The following is a 20,230-nucleotide window of genomic DNA, read 5'->3' as shown; positions in this document are numbered from 1 at the left end:
GGGCGGTGCAGGGGATCGTGCAGGGGTTCGGGCGGGGTCGTGCGGGTGCTGCTACTCGTCGAACGTGTTGACCATCGCGTAGGCGGCTCGCTGGAGATAGTCCCACAGGGTCTCCTCCGCGAGCGGCGGCAGGTCGAGCGAGTCGATCGCGTTCCGCATGTGCAGGAGCCAACGGTCGCGGGCATCGGGGTTCACCTTGAACGGCTGGTGCCGCAGGCGCAGACGTGGGTGGCCGCGCTGTTCGCTGTAGGTGCCCGGTCCGCCCCAGTACTGCTCGAGGAACATCGTGAGGCGTTCGGCGGCCGGGCCGAGATCCTCTTCGGGATACATCGGCTTCAGCACCGGGTCGTCGGCGACGCCGCGGTAGAACTCCGCCACGAGCCGCTCGAAGGTCGGGCGACCGCCGACGGTCTCGTAGAACGAGGGGCCGAGCGCCGAACCGTGCTCGGTGCCGCGCAGCGGCACGTTCGCAGGTTGCGGTGCGCCGGATGCCTCGGTCGGCAGTTGCTCGCTCATGATGCTCCTCCGGCCGGCGGTGCCGGCGGCTTCGGTGCCCGGGGGGCGCGCGGCTTCTTGACGGCCGCGCGGGCAGCGGCAGCTCCCGTGTCGCCCGCGGCGACGACGGCGTTGGGGGTGGTCTTCGGCGGCTTCGCGCCCTTGACCCGGGTCGCGCCCTCGAATCCGGCCAGCACGACGCTGTTCAGGCTCGGGAGCTTCACGCCCATCTCGTCGAGCGCGTGCTTCAGGCGCATGCGCAGCTCGCGCGCCACGTCGTCCTTCGCGGAGGAGCGCACCTTCATGACCACGCGGATGACCAGGGCCTCGGCCGTCACCGACTCCAGGCCCCAGACCTCGGGCTTCTCGAGCACGCGCGAGCGCCACTTGGGGGAGTGCGCCATCTCGGTGGCGGTGCGCAGCAGCGTCGCCTCGACCTCGTCGACATGGACGTCGTACGGAACCGCGAGATCGACGATGACTCGGGCCCAGCCCTGCGACATGTTGCCGACGCGCAGCACCTCGCCGTTGCGCACGAACCAGAGCGTGCCGTTCACGTCGCGGATCTTCGTGACGCGGATGCGCACCTCTTCGACGATGCCGGTCGCCGGGCCGAGGTCGACGACGTCTCCGACGCCGAGCTGGTCCTCCACGACCATGAAGATGCCGTTCAGCGCGTCCTTCACGATGTTCTGCGCCCCGAAGCCGAGTCCCGCCCCGAGGGCCGCGGTGAGCAGCGCGAAGGAACTCAGAATCGTGGGATTGATCGTGTTGACGATGAGCAAGACGACCACGATGAACAGCGTGACGTTGACGATGTTCGTGAGCACGGAGCCGAGCGTCCTCGTGCGCTGCACGAGACGCACGGCGGCGAGCGGCGACGCCTGCAGCGCCTGGGTGTCGGTGACGTCCTGCTTCTTCTTGACGCCCGTGACGACCTGCTTGACGATCCGCTCGATGACGAAGTGCAGTACCCACCGGATCAGCAGGGCGAAGACGACGATGAAGATGATCGAGATGAGGTTCCCGAGCACGACATCCCAGTTGCCGACCCAGTAGTCGACGATGCCCGCCCAGAAGTCGCCGCTGACCGGCGTGGGATCTGGATCTTGGAAACCGAACATGGTGTGAAAGTCTAGTGAGCCGCGCCCGAGAGCTCGCTGGCATCCCGCGCTTGTGCGGCGAGCGCCCGCTCGAGCTCGTCGAGCTGTTCAGAGACGAGCCGATGCAGCGGCGCAGGCGTCGGATTCGCCTCGAGCCACTCGCGGGTCATCACCGCGAGCTCCGGCGAGACGAGCGGTGCCGGGTACAGCCGCTTCACGATGAGGGAGGCCATCGTGAAGCTCCGGCTCGCCCAGACGCCCTGCAGCATGGCGAAGTACTCGGTCGCGGTCGTCGCGAGCAGTTCGGGCTGGGCGGTGCGCTGCCAGCCGTCGGCGATCGCGCGGGCGAGGTCGTTCGACAGCGAGGCGTCCGTCGCGACCCGGCGCCACGCGGCATCCTTGACCGCCTGGTCGGGGCGGGCGGCCTTGGCGGTCTCGGCCAGGAGCCGACCCTTCGCCGTGTCGTCGCGCGCGAGGGCTCCGTCGATCTCCTCGTCGGATGCAGCGCCCAGCGTGGCGCGCGCGACCACGAGCTCCCAGTGCAGGTCGAGGTCGATGTCGAGCCTCGGGAGCTTGATCGATCCGTCGAGGAGGCTCCCGAGCACGTCGGCGTGCGCCGCGGTGGAAGCGATGCGGGTGAACCCCTTGACGAACTGCAGCTGCGTGTCGGAGCCCGGCTCGGCGAGCTCGGCGAGCGCCCAGACGGCGTCACCGGCCTCGGCGGCGACCTGTGCGCGGTGCTCATCGGCGAGGTAGCGGCCGATCGCCAGTTCGAGCCGTGCGAGGGCGAGCCCGCGCGCCGCGGACTGGGTCTCGTGCCCGATGCTGCCGATGACGAGGCGCACGAAGTCGATCGTCGGCACCTCGGCATCGCGCAGCGCGTCCCATGCGGAGCCGAGCACGACGGCTCGCGAGACGGGGTCGGTGAGCTCGGGGAGGTGATCGATCGCGACACTGAACGAGCCGGGATCGAGCCGCACCTTCGCGTAGGTGAGGTCGTCGTCGTTCACGAGCAGCAGGTCGGGCCGCGAGAGCCCCACGAGCTCGGGCACCTCGGTCACGGCGCCGTCGATGTCGAGTTCGATGCGGTTCGTGCGCACCAGACCGCCGTCGCGGAGCTCGTAGCATCCGAGGGCGAGGCGATGCGGGCGCAGCGTCGGATGCCCCGGAGCCGCGCTCTGCTCGACACGCGCTGCGGTGACCGTGCCCGATGCATCAGTCTCGACCACAGCACGCAGCGTGTTGACGCCCGCGGTCTCGAGCCAGAGCGACGACCACCGCGTGAGGTCGCGGCCGCTCGCCGTCTCGAGCTCGTCGAGCAGGTCGCGGAGCGTGGCGTTGCCGCCCGCATGGGCGGTGAGGTAGGCGCCGACGCCCTGCTGGAAGGCGTCGAGGCCGACCCAGGCGACGAGTTGCTTCAGCACCGAGGCGCCCTTGTCGTAGGTGATCGCGTCGAAGTTGACCTCGACGTCGCCCAGATTCTCGATCGGCGCCACGATCGGGTGGGTCGAGGGCAGTTGGTCCTGCTCGGCGGCGTGCGTCTTCTCATCGCTCGCGAAGGTGGCCCAGACGCCCGTGAACTCGGTGACCGCCGCGGTCGCGAGGGTCGAGGCCCACGTCGCGAACGACTCGTTCAGCCAGAGGTCGTTCCACCACTTCATCGTGACGGAGTTGCCGAACCACATGTGCGAGAGCTCGTGCAGCACGACGATCGCGCGCTGCTCGCGCCGCGCGTCGGAGACCCGCGAACGGAACAGGTACGACTCGTTGAACGTGACCGCCCCGACGTTCTCCATGGCGCCCCAGTTGTACTCGGGCACGAAGATCTGGTCGTACTTGCCATAGGGGTAGGGCACGCCGAACGCCGTCTCGTAGAACGCAAGACCCGCCTGCACGAGTTCGAACATGACCTCGGGCTCGGCGTGCTGCGCGAGCGAGGCTCGCGTCAGCACACCCAGCGGGATATCGCGACCGTCGACGCTGCGTGCGCTGCCGTGCCACGCGGCGTAGGGGCCCGCGATGATCGCGACGATGTAGCTCGAGATGACGGGGCCGGGTTCGAACGACCACGTCGAGACGGCGTCGGCTGAGCTCCCGACGACCTGCGTGGCGGGAGCCGGCTCGGGCGTCGCAGCGTTGCTCAGCACCGTCCAGTCCGCGGGAGCGATGATCGTGAACGTGAACGAGGCCTTCAGGTCGGGCTGGTCGAAGACGGCGAAGACGCGGTTCGCCTCGGCGACCGCGAACTCGGTGTACAGGTAGGTCGCGCCGTCGACGGGGTCGACGAAGCGGTGCAGGCCCTCGCCGGTGTTCGTGTACGCCGCCGTCGAGACGACGCGCAGCTCGTTCCCGGCGGCAAGGCCGTCGAGGCTGATGCGCGTGCCGTCGCTGACGGCAGCCGGGTCGAGCGGCTTGCCGTTCAGGGAGATCTCGTGCACTTCGGTCGTGCATGCCTCGATGAAGGTCGAGGCGCCCGGCTCGGCGTCGAACGAGACGAGCGTCTCGCTGCGGAACGTGTCGCCCGCTCCCGACAGGTCGAGGCGGATCTCGTAGCGCGGTGAACGCACGACCTGTGCGCGCTGTTCGGCTTCGATTCGGGTCAGATCGGCAGCGGGCATGCAGGGGCCTCCGTGGGGTTCGTTGCCCCGTCAGCCTACTGACTCAGGGCGAACCGGGCATGGGAAGCAGCCCGTGCTCGTAGGCGTAGATCACGAGCTGCACGCGGTCGCGCGCGTCGAGCTTCTGCAGTACCCGGCCGACGTGGGTCTTCACGGTCGACTCCGAGAGGAAGAACTGCTCGGCGATCTCTGGGTTGCTGCGCCCCTCGGCGATGGCGACGAGGATCTCGTGTTCGCGGGGCGTGAGGGAGTCGAGCCCGGGTGCCTGGCTCGGAGCGGCCGTGCCGGGCAGTTCGCCCGCGAAGAGCTCGATCATGCGGCGGGTGACGCGCGGCGAGAGCGCGGCTTCTCCGGCGTGCACGGTTCGGATCGCGCCGACCAGCTCGGCGGGCCGGGTGTCCTTCAGCAGGAACCCGCTCGCCCCTGCACGGATCGCGGCGAAGGCGTACTCGTCGAGGTCGAAGGTCGTCAGCACGAGGATCCGGGTCGGTTTCCCGCTCGCCACGATCGCCTGGGTCGCGGCGATGCCGTCGACCTCGGGCATGCGAACATCCATCAGCATGACGTCGACTTCGAGCGAGTCGACGAGCGTGAGGGCACCGCGTCCGTCGCCGGCCTCGCCGACGACGACGAGGTCGGGCTCGGCCTCGAGCACCATGCGGAGCCCGATGCGCACGAGCGACTGGTCGTCGGCGATGGCGACGCGAATGGGCCGGTCGTTGCTCATGCGTGGTCCTCCGTGTCGTCGGAATTCAAGGTGGCGGCGTCGGCTGGTGGCGAGTTCTCGTCGGCACGGAGTTCGGCGCGCACGCGCCAGCCCCGCTGCTGGCCCGGCCCGGCCTCGAGGGTGCCGCCGTAGAGGGCGACCCGTTCGCGCATGCCGACGAGGCCCTTGCCGCCGCTCGTGAGCTCGGACGTCGAGGCGACGTCGGCGTCGTCGATCACGTCCACGCGCACCATGTCGTCGGCATGCTCGACGGTCACGTCGACGCGGTGCGCGGTCGCGGCATATCGCAGCGCATTGGTGAGCCCCTCCTGCACGATGCGGTAGACGGTCAGCTGCAGGTTCGAGTCGGCGATCGGCGGCCCCACCGTCGTCAGCTGCACCGGCAGCCCGGCGGCGCGGAATCGATCCACGAGCACGGGTAGTGCCGCCGTGCCCGGTTGCGGGGCGAGCTCTTCGGGGTGCTCCGACGTCGCGTCGGGCTCGGCGAGCACCCCGAGCATGCGTCGCATGTCGACGAGGGCGGCGCGGCCGGTGTCTGCCACGTGCTGCATCGCCTCGGCGGCGCGCTCGGGGTCGCGGCCGGCGGTCGCCGCCGACCCGTCGGCGAGCGTCACCATGACGGTGAGGCTGTGCGAGACGATGTCGTGCATCTCGCGGGCGATGCGCGAGCGCTCGACCGCGGTGGCGAGTTGCGCCTGCTGGTCGCGCTCCCGGGCGAGGTCGTGGGCCCTGGCGATGAGGGCGTTCAGGTAGCGGCGACGGTTGCCGACGGTCACTCCGATGAGGGTCGCGATCAGCAGGAGCACGGTGAACTGCGAAGCGGATGCCGGTGCGTTCGCGCCGAACGGAGCCACCGTGTCATCGGCGTGCGCCCAGACGGAGATGTACGAGGAGGCTGTCGTCACGACGACCGAGCCGGCGAACCCGATCCAGGCCGCGCGCGTCGAGCCGTACACCGCGAGTGCGTAGAGGGCGAGCAGCAACGGGAACACGTCGGTGGATCCGAACGGGTACACGACGAGGCAGACGAGCCAGGCGATGGCCACGAGCAGCCAGGGTTCCCTGCGACGGAAGAGCAAGATCGCAGCGGCCGCCACGACGATGGCGAGGAGTTGCGCGACCGTGACCCAGGGTGGCGGAGGCGTGGAGGCGAAGAGCGTCGCGATGGAGCCGAAGAAGGTCGGCACGAAGTACAGCGCCGTGATCAGCGAGTCGGTGAGCCACGGATGCCGCGCCCAGAATTGACGCACGACGCCGGGCGGCTTCGGCAGACGAAGTTCTCCCCCGACTACCGAAGCCGGGTAGCCGGGGGAGATGGGTGCTTCCGTCATGGACTGGACTCTACGCGTCCCGTCGCTTCAGAAGCACTGCGGCGCCGGCGATGGATGCCCCCACCCATGCCAGCACGATCAGGAGGTTCAGCCAGGCGCCGAACGCGTCGGCGGTGGGCTCCGCCGTCGTCGAGGTGAAGATGCCGAGGCCTGCACTCGGGAGGAGGTACGGGATGAGATCGTGAGCCCACTCGGCGGGGATCATCTGCAGCACCGTCGGAACGAGCAGGATGAGACCGAGGACCGCGGCGATACCACCCGCGCTGCTGCGGAGCATGGTGCCGACACCGAGCGCGAACACCGCGACGAGTGCGAGGTAGAGCGCCCCGCCGAGGATCGGCAGGTACACGGCCGGGTCGGTGAGGCTCGCCGAGACGTCGATGCCCGCGAACACGATCGAGGAGACGATGTACGCCCCGAGGTTGGCGAGGAGACCCACGACGAACGTCGCGACGAAGAGCACGACCGCCTTGGCCGCGAGGGCGGGCAGTCGCTTCGGCACGGCCGTGAGCGTCGAACGGATCATGCCCGTCGAGTACTCGCCGCTGATGACGAGCACGCCGAGCACGCCGGCGACGAGCTGACCGAAGAAGACGCCGAACACCGAGGACTGCACGATGAGGGAGTCCTGCTCGGCGGCGGGCACCCCCGAGGCGCCTGCACCGCCGTTCATGTCGCCCATGCTGAGCGACATGATGAGCGCCATGCCGAGCGAGATCGCGATGACGATGAGGTACGACCACGTGGTCGAGCGGAGGCTGCGGAGCTTGATCCACTCGGAGCGGAGCACACCGCCGAACGACAGCGAGGTGGAGTGTGCGCGCTGCGAGGGGTGCGCCAACTGCGGGGTGGTCGTGGTCATCGGACTGCCTCCGTGCGGTATTCGACGGCGTCGGCGGTCAGTGCCATGTAGGCATCCTCGAGCGACGCGCTGAGCGGGGTGAGTTCGTGGATCGCGAGTCCGTTCCGGGCGGCGAGGTCGCCGATGCCGGATGCCACGACTCCCGTCACCTCGAGCACGCCTGCCTCGGAGCGGATCACCGCGACTTCGGGGGCGGCGAGCAGGTCGGCCAGCTGCGACGCGTGCGGCGAACGCACGAGCACGCGGGGACGCGTGCCGCCGGCGATGATGTCGGCGACGGGTGCGTCGGCGATGATCTCGCCGCGACCGAGCACGATGAGGTGGTCGGCGGTGAGGGCCATCTCGCTCATCAGGTGCGAGGAGAGGAAGATCGTGCGGCCCTCGGACGCGAGGTGGCGCACGAACTGTCGCACCCACAGCACGCCCTCGGGGTCGAGGCCGTTGACCGGCTCGTCGAGGATGAGCGTCGACGGGTCGCCGAGCATCGCAGCGGCGATGCCGAGTCGCTGGCCCATGCCGAGCGAGAAGCCGCCGACACGCTTGCGGGCAACCGACTCGAGGCCGGTGAGCTCGATGACCTCGCGCACGCGGCTCGCGCCGATGCCGTGCGTGGCGGCCATCGCGAGCAGGTGGTTGTAGGCGGTGCGACCCGTGTGCACGGCCTTCGCGTCGAGCAGGGCGCCGACCTCGTGCAGCGGAGCGCGGTGGGCCGCGTACGCCTTGCCGTTGACCGTGACGCGACCGTCGCTCGGGCGGTCGAGCCCGACGATCATGCGCATCGTGGTCGACTTGCCCGCGCCGTTCGGTCCGAGGAACCCCGTGACCTGCCCGGGGCGGACGGTGAAGCTGATGTCGTTGACGGCGGTCTTCGCGCCGTAGCGCTTGACGAGCCCTTCTGCCGTGATCATGCTTCAACGCTACGGATCGGGCGTGCCCGGGACATCCGTCTGAAGAATGGTTCAGGGCGGGCCGACGTGGTACCGGGGTACCACGGCGACCCGCCCTGAGCGGTCGTGCCGGGTGCTACTGCGCGTCGCGCGCCTGCGCGGCGAGTGCGCGCTCGACGCCGGCGACGTTCTCGACGACGAGGCGGCGCAGTGCGGGTGCCGCGTCGGTGTTGGCTGCGAGCCAGGCGTGGCTGGCCTCGACGAGTGCACGGCTCGCGAGCGGCGCCGGGTAGAGCAGGTCGACGAGCTTCTCGGCGATCGCGTAGCTGCGGCTCTTCCAGATGCCGTCGAGCATGCCGAAGTACCGCTCGATGAACGGGGTCAGCAGCGCCTGGTCGTCGGCGCGCACGAAGCCGGTCGCGGTCGTGCGCACGACCGAGTTCGTCGCCGTGTCGACATCGATGACCGATGCCCACGCGCGCTGCTTGCCCTCGGCGGTCGGGGTCGCCGCACGTGCGTGCGCGGCCGACTCCTGGCCCGTGGCGGTCTTGTCCGACTCCAGGCGCGCGTCGATCTCGGCGTCGCCGGCGCGGCCCGCGGCGACGAGCGCGATGAGCAGCTCCCAGCCGAGGTCGGTGTCGACGTCGAGGCCGTCGAGCGTGATCGAGCCCTCGAACAGGCCGGCGAGGTCGTCGACGTGCGAGCCGGCCTCGGCGATCGAGGCGAAGGCCTTCACGAACTGGAACTGGGCGTCGCTGCCGGCCGCGGCCTCGCGCGCGAGCTTCCAGAAGCCGTCGGCGAGGGTGCGGCGGGCCTCGGCCCGGTGCTCGGGGGCGACGTACGAGCTCGCGGCGAGCTGCGCGTTCGCGAGGATGATGCGCAGCGTCGTCGACTCGGTCTCGCTCGCGATGTTGCCGAGCACGAGCTCGAGGTAGTCGCTCGCGCTCGTCTCGGCGTCGCGCACGGCGTCCCAGACGGAGCTCCAGACGAGGGCGCGGGCGAGCGGATCCTCGATCTTCGACAGGTTCGCGATCGCCACCTGCTGCGACGCCTCGTCGAGACGGATCTTCGCGTAGGCGAGGTCGTCGTCGTTCAGCAGCACGAGGTCGGGACGTGCGAGCCCGACGAGCTCCGCGACATCCGTGCGCTCGCCGTCGATGTCGAGCTCGACGCGGTGCTCGCGAACGAGCGCGCCGTCGACGAGGTTGTAGAAGCCGATCGCGGCGCGGTGCGGGCGGATCGTCGGGTAGTCGGGGTGCGCCGACTGCAGCACGGTGAAAGCGGTGATCGTGCCCGCGTCATCCGTGGCGATCTCGGGCCGCAGGGTGTTGACACCCGCGGTCTCGAGCCAGAGCTTCGACCAGGCCGACAGGTCGCGGCCGCTGGCGACCTCGAGTTCGCCGAGCAGGTCGGCGAGGGTCGTGTTGCCCCAGGCGTGCTTCTTGAAGTACGCCGAGACGCCCGTGAAGAACGCCTCGATGCCGACCCAGGCGGCGAGCTGCTTCAGCACCGATCCGCCCTTGGCGTACGTGATGCCGTCGAAGTTGACGAGCACGTCTTCGAGGTCGCGGATCTCGGCGACGATCGGGTGCGTCGAGGGAAGCTGATCTTGACGGTACGCCCAGCTCTTCTCCATCGAGTTGAAGGTCGTCCACGCGTGGTGCCACTCGGTGGCCTCCGCGGTGGCGATCGTCGACGCCCACTCGGCGAACGACTCGTTCAGCCACAGGTCGTTCCACCACTTCATGGTGACGAGGTCGCCGAACCACATGTGCGCGAGCTCGTGCAGGATCGTGACGACCCGGCGCTCCTTGATCGCGTCGGTGACCTTCGAGCGGAACACGTAGACCTCGGTGAAGGTCACCGCGCCCGCGTTCTCCATCGCGCCGGCGTTGTACTCGGGCACGAAGAGCTGGTCGTACTTCGTGAACGGGTAGGGCACGTCGAACTTCGCCTCGAAGTACTCGAAGCCCTGCTTCGTCTTCTCGAAGATGTAGTCGGCGTCGAGGTACTGCGACAGGCTCTTGCGGCTGAACACGCCGAGGGGGATGACCCGGCCGTCGGAGCTCGTGAGCTCGTCGCGCACGACGTCGTAGGGGCCCGCGATGAGTGCGGTGATGTAGCTCGACATGCGCGGGGTCGGCTCGAACGCCCACGTGGCCGTGGAGACGTCGTCGGCGCGGCGGCCCGAGGGGTGCAGCTCGGGCTCGGGCGTCGGCTGGTTCGAGATGACCTGCCAGTGCGACGGCGCGGTGACCGTGAACTTGAACTCGGCCTTCAGGTCGGGCTGCTCGAACACGGCGAACATGCGGCGCGAGTCGGGCACCTCGAACTGCGTGTAGAGGTAGACCTCGCCGTCGGCGGGGTCGACGAAGCGGTGCAGGCCCTCGCCCGTGTTCATGTAGCGGCCGTCGGCGACGACGACGAGCTCGTTCTCGGCAGCGAGGTTCGGCAGCTGGATGCGCACGCCGTCGCTCACCTCTGCGGGGTCGAGCTCGACGCCGTTCAGGGTGACCGAGTGCACGGCCGCCGTGATGGCGTCGATGAACGTCGACGCACCCGCGGTGGCCGTGAACCGCACGGTCGTCTGGCTGCGGAACACCTCCGGACCGGTGGTGACATCGAGCACGACGTCGTAGTCGCGCACCGAGACGAGCGCAGCACGCTCCTCGGCTTCGATTCGGGTGAGGTTCTCTCCGGGCACGTCTGCTCCTTCGGCAGTCATCGACGCGGCTCGTGGCCGCAGGCAACGTGCATCAGCCTAGCTCTCGGGCGGGTCGCGGTCACGGTCGTGCGGCGATGAGCAGGCGAGCGGATGCCGCGGGGCCGGCCGGTCTCACCAGTCGGCGCGCGAGTAGTCCTTCAGGAAGACCCCGGTGACGTCTTCGCCGGCCTCGCCGCGCACGATCGGGTCGTAGACGCGGGCGGCGCCGTCGACGAGGTCGAGCGGGGCGTGGAAGCCCTCCTCGGCGAGCCGGACCTTCGTGGGGTGCGGGCGCTCGTCGGTGATCCAGCCCGTGTCGACGCTCGTCATGAGGATGCCGTCGGAGAGCATCTCCTTCGCGCTCGTGCGCGTGAGCATGTTCATCGCGGCCTTCGCCATGTTGGTGTGCGGATGCCCCGGTCCCTTGTAGCCGCGACCGAACTGGCCCTCCATCGCCGAGACGTTCACGATGTACGTGCGGCGGGCGGTCGATGCGGCGAGCGACGTGCGCAGGCGGCTCACGAGGATGAACGGCGCCGTCGTGTTGCAGAGCTGCACCTCGAGCATCTCGAGCGGGTCGACGTCTTGCACGACGGCGCTCCAGCTGTTCTCGTGGTGCAGGTCGGGCACGAGCCCGCCGGCGTCGATCGCGGTGCGGTCGGCGAGCTTCGCGAGCGAGCTCGAGCCGGGTGCGAGGGCGAGCGCCGTGAGGTCGTCGGCGGTCATCGTGCCGGCGAAGAGGCCCGACGTGAGGACCGGGTGGCTCGACACCGAGTCGGCGAGCGCGAGAGGGTGCGCGTCGTTCGTGTGGCCGAAGCTCACGAGCTCGGGCATCGGGCCGTCGGGCAGCGGCGACGACTCGGCCTCGACGAGCGGCGAGTACGAGCCGGGAGAGCGTCGCACGGTCTGCGCCGCGTTGTTGATGAGGATGTCGAGCGAACCCTGCGCCGCGACGTCGTCGGCGAGCGCGATGACCTGGGCGGGGTCGCGCAGGTCGATGCCCACGATCTTCAGGCGGTGCAGCCAGTCGCCGGCGTCGGGCATCGCCGCGAACCGGCGTGCGGCGTCGCGCGGGAAGCGCGTCGTGATCGTGGTGTGCGCGCCATCGCGCAGCAGTCGCAGCGCGATGTACATGCCGATCTTCGCGCGGCCACCGGTGAGCAGGGCGCGCTTGCCGGTGAGGTCGGTGCGCGCATCGCGCTTGGCGTGGCTCATCGCCGCGCAGCTCGGGCAGAGCTGGTGGTAGAACGCGTCGACGAGGGTGTAGCGCTGCTTGCAGATGTAGCAGGGGCGGGCGACCTGCAGTTCACCCGCGGTACGTGCGTCGGTGCCGCTCACGAGGTCGGCGCCCCGGGTCTCGTCGTCGATGCGCGTCGGCGCACCGGTCGCGGTCGCCGCGATGACGGCGCGATCGGCGTCCTGGATGACGCGCCGCTTCGCGAGCCGGCGGGCGACCTTGACGGCCTTGAACATCTTCGCGGTCGCGTGGCGGACGGTCTCGAAGTCGGGGTCGTCCTGGTCGAGCTCGCTGAGCGTGGCGAGCACCCGCAGCGTCGTCTCGAGATCGCGCGCGTCGATCGTGGGCGCGCTGGAGGCGGGTGGGACTTCGGAGGGCATACTGGAACTCTACGGGTCGCCACCCGGTGAACACCTGTGCGGCCGCACGCGGGAGTAGCGTTTGCCATGAGCACCAGCACGGATGCGTCGGCGTCGACCGCCGACCGGTACCGCGCCTTCGCCGAGGTCGAGGCGCGCGGCATGTCCGCCACCTACGAGGCCTGGGCGGCGGGCGTGGCGACGGATGCCGCGGTGCTGGCACTCATCGACGAGCTGCCGCCGCAGAAGCGGCAGCCGAACCTCGTCTTCTCGGCAGCGCGCCTGCTCGGCGCCCCGACCGGTGCCTACCCGGCGTTCGCGGAGTGGCTCGCCGTACACTGGAAGGATGTGCGCGAGATCGCGCTCACCCATGCGACCCAGACCAACGAGGCCGCCCGGTGCGCCCTGCACCTGCCCGTGCTGGGCGGCATCGAGGGGCCGATCGCATTGCTCGAGGTCGGGGCATCCGCTGGGCTCTGCCTCTACCCCGACCGGTACAGCTACCGGTACTCGGGGCGCCTGCAGCTGGACCCGGTCGACGGGCCGAGCGCCGTCGTGCTCGACTGCACCCTCCGGGGTGACGTGCCGGCGCCCGTGCCGGACGTCATGCCCGAGGTGGTGTGGCGGGCGGGTATCGACCTGCACCCGCTCGACGTGCGGTCGCCGGCCGACGTCGACTGGCTCGACGCCCTGGTATGGCCCGAGCACGACGACCGCCGCGCCCGGTTGCGTGCCGCCGCCGAGATCGCCGCCCGCACGCCGCCGCTCCTCGTCAGCGGCGACCTCAACGAGGAGCTCGCCGCGCTCGCCGCATCCGCTCCCGCCGACGCCACCCTCGTCGTCTTCCACACCGCGGTGCTCATGTATCTCGACGGGGCCGGTCGTGATGCGTTCGTGCAGCAGGTGAACGGCCTTCCCGGGCACTGGCTCTCGGTCGAGGGCCGGAACGTGGTGCCCGGCATCCGTGTGCGCGACGACGTGCCGAACGAGAGCAGCGATCTCGTGCTCGCCGTCGACGGCGTGCAACGCGCCTGGGCGCAACCCCACGGGCGTGCGCTCACGTGGGCCCCGAATCCCTAGACTTGGCGCATGCGCATCCACATCGCGACCGACCACGCCGGCCTCGAATTCAGCCGCACGCTCGTCGATCACCTGACGAACGGCGGTCACGAGGTCGTCGACCACGGCCCGACGGAGTACGACGCCCTCGACGACTACCCGGCGTTCTGCATCAACGCGGCGCTCGGCGTCGCCCGCGACCAGGCCGCCGGCGTTCGCGCGCTCGGCGTGGTGTTCGGTGGCTCGGGCAACGGCGAGCAGATCGCGGCCAACAAGGTCCGGGGCATCCGTGCCGCCCTCGTCTGGAGCATGGACACCGCGATCCTGGCCCGCGAGCACAACGATGCCAACGTCATCTCGATCGGTGCGCGTCAGCACACCGTCGAAGAGGCGATCCGCTACATCGACGCCTTCATCGCCGAGCCGTTCTCAGGCGACGAGCGCCACGTGCGCCGCATCGCCCAGCTGGCCGAGTACGAGACGACGGGCGACATCGCGGGCAAGGGCGTCGATACCTCGACGGGCTCAGCACAGCGCGTCGAGGCACCGGCGGAGTAGTCGGGTGCCCGAGGGTCACTCCGTCCACCGCATCACCCGCCAGTTCGAGCGCAACTTCGTCGGGCACGTCGTGCGGGCCTCGAGCCCGCAGGGACGGTTCGCCGCAGGGGCCGCCGAGATCGACGGGCGGCGCATGACCGATGCCCGGGCCGTGGGCAAGCAGATGTTCCTCGGCTTCGAGGGCGACGTCTGGCTGCGCGTGCACCTCGGCATGTACGGCGCGTGGGATTTCGCCGGCGAGATCCTGATGGACGCGACGATCGCCTCGGCGAACGGGCGCATGGGGCATACGAACCAGCGCGGTACCTTCCTCGAAGCCCCGAACCCCGATGCCGTGGTCTTCGACGCGGCCGGTGAGAACTCGCTGCGCTCGATCGGTGCGCCGCGGAAGACCCGCCTGCGCATGTCGGAATCCGAGAAGGAGAAGGACCCCGACGGCCTCGAGACCTTCCCGCCCGAGCCGATCGGACAGGTGCGCGTGCGCCTCCTCACCGAGACGATCTGCGCCGACCTCCGCGGCCCGACCGCCTGCGAGGTACTCGACCCGGCACAGGTCGAAGCCGTCGTCAACCGGCTCGGTCCCGACCCGCTGCTCGACGACGGGCCCGAGGCCGAAGAACGCTTCACCCGGAGGATCCTGAAGACGGCCACCCCGATCGGCCTGCTGCTCATGGACCAGAACGTCGTCGCGGGCATCGGCAACGTGTACCGCGCAGAGCTCCTCTTCCGCGCCAGGCAGAATCCGCACACGCCGGGCAAGCTCGTGCCCGAGGAGCACGTGCGCCACCTGTGGCGCGACTGGGCGAAGCTGCTGCGCATCGGCGTCGAAACCGGCCAGATGATGACCATGGACGACCTCGACCCCGAGGCCTACCGCGCAGCCATGGCCAGCCGTGACGACCGCCACTGGGTGTACAAGCGCGAGGGCCTGCCCTGCCGGGTCTGCGGCACCAACATCGCGCTCGAAGAGATGGGCGCCCGCAAGCTCTATTGGTGCCCCTACTGCCAGGCATGAACCGTCCTTCGCCAGCCGAGTAGCGAAGCGTATCGAGACCGAGGAAGCGCATGCGCCAGAACCCCAGCTTCACCCTTGCGAGCGTGGAGGGCGTGAAGCGCCTCGTGCGCGAGAATCCGTGGGTGACGATCGTCAGCATGACGGATGCCTCTGGCCTCGTCGCCTCGCACTACCCCGTGCTGCTCGACGAGACCGCCGACGGCATCGCATTGCTCACCCATGTCGGTCGCCCCGACGAGATCGTGCACGAGCTCGGCCGTCATGAGGTCATGGTGATCGCGCAGGGACCCCATGGCTACATCTCGCCCGGCTGGTACGACGCGAAGCCGGCCGTGCCGACCTGGAACTTCGTCTCCGCCCACCTGTACGGCACACCCGAGCTGCTCTCCGACGCCGAGAACCTGCCAGTGCTCGAAGCGCTCGTCGACCATTTCGAAGACGCGATGCCCGAGCCCCGGCGCATGCGCGGTACCGCGGAGAACGCCGAGTACGCCGATCGAATCGCCGCGGGCACGGTCGGCCTCCGAATCCCGATCACGCGCTTCGTCGCGAAGAACAAGATGAGCCAGAACAAGCCGGTCGAAACGGTCGAGCGCATCATCGGCGAGCTCGAGGGCGAGGGGCCGTACGCCAGCCCCGCGCTCGCCGCGGAGATGCGCCGTACGCACGACGAGATGCGGGAGGCCGGGGCGTGAGTGGTGAGATCGTTCCCTCCGAGCCCGTTCACCGAGCGGATGCCGCAGAGCCCCTGATCCTCGCGGGTGCGCGACTGCCCGGCGCCGACGGGGTCGTCGACCTGCACCTCGCCGACGGCCGCGTCGTCGCGGTGACCCCGAACGGCGAGACGCCCGGGGCGACGCCGCCGAGCGCCATCCGTCGCCTCGAACTCGACGGCCGCTTCGTCGTGCCGGGGCTGCACGACCGGCATGTGCACTTCTCGCAGTGGGCCATGGTCTCGCGCCGGCTCGATCTCGCCGGTGCGGAGTCGGCGGCGGCCGTGGCGGCGCTCGTCGCGGCATCCGTCGACCGCGGCGACCGCGAGGTGATCGGCTTCGGCTACCGCGACGGCCTGTGGGCCGACGCTCCGACCCGCGCCGTGCTCGACGCCGTGTCGGGTGATGTGCCGGTCGTGCTCGTCGCGGCCGACCTGCATGCCTGCTGGCTGAACTCGGCGGCGCTACGTCGCCACGGCCTGAGCGATCTCGCCGGCTCGAGCGGCGTGCTCCGCGAAGACGACTGCTTCCGGCTCGTGCGCGAGATCGACGACATCGCCGACGAGGTGCTCGACGGCTGGGGCGCCGATGCCGCACGTCACGCGTCGCGCCGGGGCGTGGTGGGAGTCACCGAGTACGAGATGAAGTGGAACCGCGACGACTGGGCGCGCCGGGTCGCCGGGGGAGTCGACGCGCTGCGCGTGTCGTTCGGCATCTACACGCAGCACCTCGACCGTGCCATCGACGAGGGGCTCCGCACGGGTGATGCGGTGCCCGGCACCTCGGGCCTCGTCACCGTCGGCGGCTACAAGGTGATCACCGACGGCTCGCTCAACACGCGCACCGCGTGGTGCTTCGACCCGTACCCCGGGCTCACGGCCGACGAGCACCCGTGCGGGCTCGCGACCGTGCCCTACGACGAGCTCGTGCCGCTCATGCGCCGCGCCCACGAATCGGGCCTCACCCCGGCCGTGCACGCGATCGGCGACCAGGCGAACACCCGCGTGCTCGACGCCTTCGATGCGGTCGGCTGCAGCGGCTCGATCGAGCACGCGCAACTGCTGCGCCGAGACGACGTCGCCCGCTTCGCCCGGCTCGGCATCGTCGCGAGCGTGCAGCCCGAGCACGCCATGGACGACCGCGACGTCGCCGACCGCTATTGGGCAGGCCGCACCGACCGGGCGTTCATGCTCGCCGACCTCGCGGCAGCGGGCGTCGAACTCGCGCTGGGCTCCGACGCGCCCGTGGCGCCGCTCGACCCGTGGGTCGCGATCGCCGCAGCGGTGGGGCGCAGCCGTGATGGGCGTGAGCCGTGGCATCCCGAGCAGGCGATCGAGGTGCGCGCCGCGCTCGCCGCGTCGACCGGCGGGCACGGCGCAGAGGTGCGGGTCGGCGGCCGAGCCGACCTCACGGTGATCGAGTTCGACCCCTACGCGGCATCCGTCGACGAACTGCGTCGGATGCCGGTCGCGGCGACGCTGCTCGGCGGGCGCTTCACTCACCAGGACCTCTGACCCGACGGACCGGGGGAAAACCCCCGCCCCGATTCGGCTGTGCACCGGCTGTGCCCGGTTCGCGCCGATCGCGAGGCTTGAACCATGCCTGGAACACGCCTTCGACCTCCACCACTCCGTCGCCCGCGCGCCGTGCTCGGCACCGCGCTCAGCGCGGTCGCAGCGGGCGGACTCGTGGCGATCGCCTTCGCCGGCTGCGGCGTCGTCGGACCCGGACCGCTCTCGACGGTCGGAAAGGTCGACTTCGACACTCCGCTCGCGATCCCGCCGCTCGCTGAATCCACCGTCGACGCCGACGGCACCCGCGTGTTCTCGCTCGACGCCCAGGCAGGCACGACCGAGTTCACGCCGGGGGAGCCGAGCACCACGTGGGGCTTCAACGGCGCCTACCTCGGCCCCACCCTCGTCGCCGAGCGCGGCCAGCGCGTGCGCGTCGACATCGAGAACTCCCTCGAGGAGCCGACGACCGTGCACTGGCACGGCATGCACCTGCCGGCAGAGATGGACGGCGGCCCGCACCAGATGGTGGCACCGGAAGCCTCCTGGTCGCCCGAGTGGGACATCGACCAGCCGGCCGCGACCCTCTGGTACCACCCGCACCCGCACGGCGAGACCGAGGACCACGTCGCGAAGGGCCTCGCGGGCATGTTCATCCTGCACGACGAGCACGAGCGCTCCTTGGGCCTGCCGTCGGAGTACGGCGTCGACGACGTGCCCGTCATCGTGCAGGACTCGGGCTTCTCCGCCGACGGCGAGCAGGAGTCGAAGCAGCGCGGCTACGCGGGCGGCCTCGGCGACGAGCTCATCGTCAACGGCACCCGCGGCCCCTACCTCGACGTCTCCGACGAGCTCGTGCGACTGCGGCTGCTGAACGCCTCGACCGCGCGCACCTACGCCTTCACGTGGAGCGATGCGCGCCCCATGGAACTGATCGCGACCGACGGCGGGCTGCTCGAGGCATCCGTCTCGCTCGACCACGTGCGCCTGTCGCCCGGCGAACGCGCCGAGGTGCTGCTGCGCGTGACGCCCGGCGAGCGAGTCGTGCTGCAGTCCAAGATGACCGCTGAGATCGCGGGGCTCGTCGGACCGGTCGCCGACACCAACGGCGGCAGCGACGCGTTCGACGTGCTCGAGGTGCGCGCCGCGGCGGCCCTCGACCCGGCGCGGCCGGTACCCGCCGCACTCGGCACGATCGACGACTTCGACCCGGCGGAGGTCGCCACCACCCGGCAGTTCGAACTCGGCGACAGCTTCGAGATCAACGGCGAGGCGATGGACATGGGCCGCATCGACGAGACCGTCACCGTGGACACGCTCGAGCGGTGGATCGTCGAGAATCCGAACGCCGTGCCGCACAGCTTCCACGTGCACGACGTGCAGTTCCGCATCGCGTCGATCGACGGCGCGGCGCCGCCGCCCGAGCTCGCGGGCTGGAAGGACACGATCTTCACCGAGCCCGAGACGAAGTACGAACTGCTCATGCGCTTCGAGGACTACGCCGACACCGACACGCCGTACATGTACCACTGCCACCTGCTGTGGCACGAGGATCAGGGGATGATGGGCCAGTTCGCCGTCGTCGAGCCCGGTCAGCGTGCGACGATGACTGAAGGAACCCACCATGAGCACTGACACCGACATCGCCGCCACGCCGCCGACACCTGCGCCGGCCGCGACGACCACGGATGCCGCGCCGAAACGCCGCAGCTACTGGTCGCTGTGGGCGAAGGTGCCGCGCGAGTTCGCCTTCCTCATCCTCACGATGCCGATCGCGATCACGAGCCTCGTCGTGCTCGCAACGCTGTTCTTCACCGGCCTCGGCCTGATCGCACTGGTCTTCGGCATCTTCATCCTCGTCGCGTCGCTCTTCATCGCCCGCGGCTTCGGCACGCTCGAGCTCGTGCGCCTGCGCTGGGCAGGACGCAGCGAGATCACCCGACCGGTCTGGGACCGTGAGCAGCGTGAGCAGGGCTTCTGGCGCGCGACGTTCGCACCCTTCATCGACGGCCACTACTGGCTCTACCTGCTGCACGGCATGGTGATCAACCCCATCATCAGTGTCATCTCGTGGAGCCTGACCGTCGCGTGGACGTCGGCGGCACTCGGCGGCACCACCGGGTGGATCTGGCAGGGCTACATCCCCGACGGCCGCGGCGACCAGGACTTCTGGCTCTACGACATCGTCATCGACTGGCTGTTCCCGGGCAACACGCTGAATGTCGACCCGCGCGTCGGCGAAGCGGCTTTCGAGTTCGTCATCGGCCTGGTCTTCCTCGCCACGCTGCCGTTCGTGTTCCGCGGCCTCACTCTGCTGCACGACGTCATCGCGCGCGGCGTGCTCGGCTCCTGGCGTTCAGAGGCCCTCGAGCGCGAGGTCGCACAGCTCGACGCGTCACGCGGTGCTGCAGTGCAAGCCGAAGACGCGTCGCTCCGGCGACTCGAGCGCGACATCCACGACGGCCCGCAGCAGCGGCTCGTGCGCCTGCAGATGGATCTCGCCGCGATCGAACGCAAGCTCGAGCGCGACCCCGATTCGGCGCGCGAACTGCTCGGCGAGGCTCGCGAACAAGCGCGTGAAACGCTCGACGAGCTGCGTGCGCTCTCGCGCGGCTTCGCTCCGCCGATCCTGCAGGACCGCGGTCTCGCCGTCGCCCTGCAGTCGCTCGCGGCTCGAAGCCCGATTCCGGTCACGGTCGAGATCGAACTGCCGGCGGATGCCACGCTGCCCGCGTCGATCGAGCGCAACGTCTACTTCGTCGCCGCCGAACTGCTCACCAACGCCGTGAAGCACGCAGAGGCGAGCGGCATCCGCCTCGCGGTCTCGACGCGCGACACGGGCGCGACGGGGCATTGGATCGATCTCTGGGTGACCGACAACGGCAGCGGCGGAGCAGCGCTCACCGCCGGGCACGGCCTGGCCGGCCTCGAGGAGCGCGTGCAGGGCCTCCGCGGCATGTTCGTCGTCGACAGCCCCGTCGGCGGCCCGACGACCATCGGCGCGCACATCCCGTTCGCGCCGCTCGGTACCGCCGTGGGTTGAGGAGCGCC

16 protein-coding genes are annotated in these 20,230 nt (G+C 70.2%); 7 read left to right on the top strand and 9 right to left on the bottom strand.

The genetic code is table 11. The features are described 5' to 3' along the window. Window positions 1–51: 51 nt before the first annotated feature. The 9 genes from VPH61_RS09525 to VPH61_RS09485 form a co-directional block, all read right to left on the bottom strand. Complete coding sequence (locus tag VPH61_RS09525) at window positions 52–516, bottom strand: globin (RefSeq protein WP_332063257.1); 465 nt, start codon at window positions 514–516, stop codon at window positions 52–54. Then, on the bottom strand, window positions 513–1,619 hold the full coding sequence (locus VPH61_RS09520; RefSeq protein WP_332063256.1) for a mechanosensitive ion channel family protein: 1,107 nt from the start codon (window positions 1,617–1,619) through the stop codon (window positions 513–515). Before VPH61_RS09520 ends, VPH61_RS09525 begins: the two co-directional genes overlap by 4 nt. An 11-nt stretch (window positions 1,620–1,630) precedes the next feature. Next, complete coding sequence (gene pepN / locus VPH61_RS09515) at window positions 1,631–4,216, bottom strand: aminopeptidase N (RefSeq protein ID WP_332063255.1); 2,586 nt, start codon at window positions 4,214–4,216, stop codon at window positions 1,631–1,633. Between the two features lie 43 nt (window positions 4,217–4,259). Next, window positions 4,260–4,943 (bottom strand): response regulator transcription factor, encoded by a 684-nt coding sequence (locus VPH61_RS09510; protein ID WP_332063254.1) that lies wholly within the window; start codon window positions 4,941–4,943, stop codon window positions 4,260–4,262. Next, window positions 4,940–6,274, bottom strand: a complete 1,335-nt coding sequence (locus VPH61_RS09505; RefSeq protein ID WP_332063253.1) for a sensor histidine kinase — start codon at window positions 6,272–6,274, stop codon at window positions 4,940–4,942. Before VPH61_RS09505 ends, VPH61_RS09510 begins: the two co-directional genes overlap by 4 nt. Before the next feature lie 10 nt (window positions 6,275–6,284). Then, a complete protein-coding gene (locus tag VPH61_RS09500) occupies window positions 6,285–7,136 on the bottom strand; it encodes an ABC transporter permease (protein ID WP_332063252.1) in 852 nt (283 codons plus the stop codon). Then, window positions 7,133–8,044, bottom strand: a complete 912-nt coding sequence (locus tag VPH61_RS09495) for an ABC transporter ATP-binding protein (protein WP_332063251.1) — start codon at window positions 8,042–8,044, stop codon at window positions 7,133–7,135. Before VPH61_RS09495 ends, VPH61_RS09500 begins: the two co-directional genes overlap by 4 nt. 115 nt (window positions 8,045–8,159) lie before the next feature. Continuing rightward, on the bottom strand, window positions 8,160–10,727 hold the full coding sequence (gene pepN, locus VPH61_RS09490) for an aminopeptidase N (RefSeq protein WP_332063250.1): 2,568 nt from the start codon (window positions 10,725–10,727) through the stop codon (window positions 8,160–8,162). Between the two features lie 132 nt (window positions 10,728–10,859). Further along, window positions 10,860–12,344, bottom strand: coding sequence for an SDR family NAD(P)-dependent oxidoreductase (locus tag VPH61_RS09485; RefSeq protein WP_332063249.1), 1,485 nt, complete (start codon window positions 12,342–12,344; stop codon window positions 10,860–10,862). Window positions 12,345–12,410: 66 nt separating this feature from the next. On the opposite strand from VPH61_RS09485, the gene VPH61_RS09480 reads away from it, so the two are divergent. The 7 genes from VPH61_RS09480 (at window position 12,411) to VPH61_RS09450 (ending at window position 20,222) form a co-directional block, all read left to right on the top strand. Further along, the gene (locus VPH61_RS09480; protein WP_332063248.1) at window positions 12,411–13,403 is read left to right on the top strand and encodes a DUF2332 domain-containing protein; all 993 of its coding nucleotides are present in this window, start codon (window positions 12,411–12,413) and stop codon (window positions 13,401–13,403) included. Between the two features lie 9 nt (window positions 13,404–13,412). After that, window positions 13,413–13,940: a ribose-5-phosphate isomerase gene (locus VPH61_RS09475; RefSeq protein ID WP_332063247.1), complete on the top strand. Its 528-nt coding sequence runs from the start codon at window positions 13,413–13,415 to the stop codon at window positions 13,938–13,940. 4 nt (window positions 13,941–13,944) lie between these two features. Next, window positions 13,945–14,955 (top strand): Fpg/Nei family DNA glycosylase, encoded by a 1,011-nt coding sequence (locus VPH61_RS09470; RefSeq protein WP_332063246.1) that lies wholly within the window; start codon window positions 13,945–13,947, stop codon window positions 14,953–14,955. 50 nt (window positions 14,956–15,005) lie between these two features. After that, window positions 15,006–15,650, top strand: a complete 645-nt coding sequence (locus VPH61_RS09465; RefSeq protein ID WP_332063245.1) for an FMN-binding negative transcriptional regulator — start codon at window positions 15,006–15,008, stop codon at window positions 15,648–15,650. Continuing rightward, entirely contained in the window at window positions 15,647–17,182 is a 1,536-nt protein-coding gene (locus tag VPH61_RS09460; RefSeq protein ID WP_332063244.1) for an amidohydrolase, read from the top strand. The genes VPH61_RS09465 and VPH61_RS09460 overlap by 4 nt, the downstream gene beginning before the upstream one ends. Window positions 17,183–17,266: 84 nt before the next feature. Further along, entirely contained in the window at window positions 17,267–18,814 is a 1,548-nt protein-coding gene (locus VPH61_RS09455; RefSeq protein WP_332063243.1) for a multicopper oxidase family protein, read from the top strand. Beyond that, window positions 18,804–20,222, top strand: coding sequence for a sensor histidine kinase (locus VPH61_RS09450; protein ID WP_332063242.1), 1,419 nt, complete (start codon window positions 18,804–18,806; stop codon window positions 20,220–20,222). The genes VPH61_RS09455 and VPH61_RS09450 overlap by 11 nt, the downstream gene beginning before the upstream one ends. The last annotated feature ends 8 nt before the right edge of the window (window positions 20,223–20,230 follow it).

Source organism: Agromyces sp. CCNWLW203, from assembly GCF_036576125.1.
In the GTDB taxonomy this organism is placed as follows: Bacteria; Actinomycetota; Actinomycetes; order Actinomycetales; family Microbacteriaceae; genus Agromyces.
This window is presented reverse-complemented; position numbering and strand designations above follow the sequence as displayed.

Bases quoted from the DNA above. Each gene is read 5' to 3' on its own strand.
- pepN (WP_332063255.1), bottom strand. From the start codon at position 4,216: ATGCCCGCTGCCGATCTGACCCGAATCGAAGCCGAACAGCGCGCACAG.
- VPH61_RS09455 (WP_332063243.1), top strand. From the start codon at position 17,267: ATGCCTGGAACACGCCTTCGACCTCCACCACTCCGTCGCCCGCGCGCC.
- VPH61_RS09485 (WP_332063249.1), bottom strand. From the start codon at position 12,344: ATGCCCTCCGAAGTCCCACCCGCCTCCAGCGCGCCCACGATCGACGCG.
- VPH61_RS09450 (WP_332063242.1), top strand. From the start codon at position 18,804: ATGAGCACTGACACCGACATCGCCGCCACGCCGCCGACACCTGCGCCG.
- VPH61_RS09525 (WP_332063257.1), bottom strand. From the start codon at position 516: ATGAGCGAGCAACTGCCGACCGAGGCATCCGGCGCACCGCAACCTGCG.
- VPH61_RS09520 (WP_332063256.1), bottom strand. From the start codon at position 1,619: ATGTTCGGTTTCCAAGATCCAGATCCCACGCCGGTCAGCGGCGACTTC.
- VPH61_RS09510 (WP_332063254.1), bottom strand. From the start codon at position 4,943: ATGAGCAACGACCGGCCCATTCGCGTCGCCATCGCCGACGACCAGTCG.
- VPH61_RS09505 (WP_332063253.1), bottom strand. From the start codon at position 6,274: ATGACGGAAGCACCCATCTCCCCCGGCTACCCGGCTTCGGTAGTCGGG.
- VPH61_RS09475 (WP_332063247.1), top strand. From the start codon at position 13,413: ATGCGCATCCACATCGCGACCGACCACGCCGGCCTCGAATTCAGCCGC.
- VPH61_RS09495 (WP_332063251.1), bottom strand. From the start codon at position 8,044: ATGATCACGGCAGAAGGGCTCGTCAAGCGCTACGGCGCGAAGACCGCC.
- VPH61_RS09465 (WP_332063245.1), top strand. From the start codon at position 15,006: ATGCGCCAGAACCCCAGCTTCACCCTTGCGAGCGTGGAGGGCGTGAAG.
- VPH61_RS09480 (WP_332063248.1), top strand. From the start codon at position 12,411: ATGAGCACCAGCACGGATGCGTCGGCGTCGACCGCCGACCGGTACCGC.
- VPH61_RS09500 (WP_332063252.1), bottom strand. From the start codon at position 7,136: ATGACCACGACCACCCCGCAGTTGGCGCACCCCTCGCAGCGCGCACAC.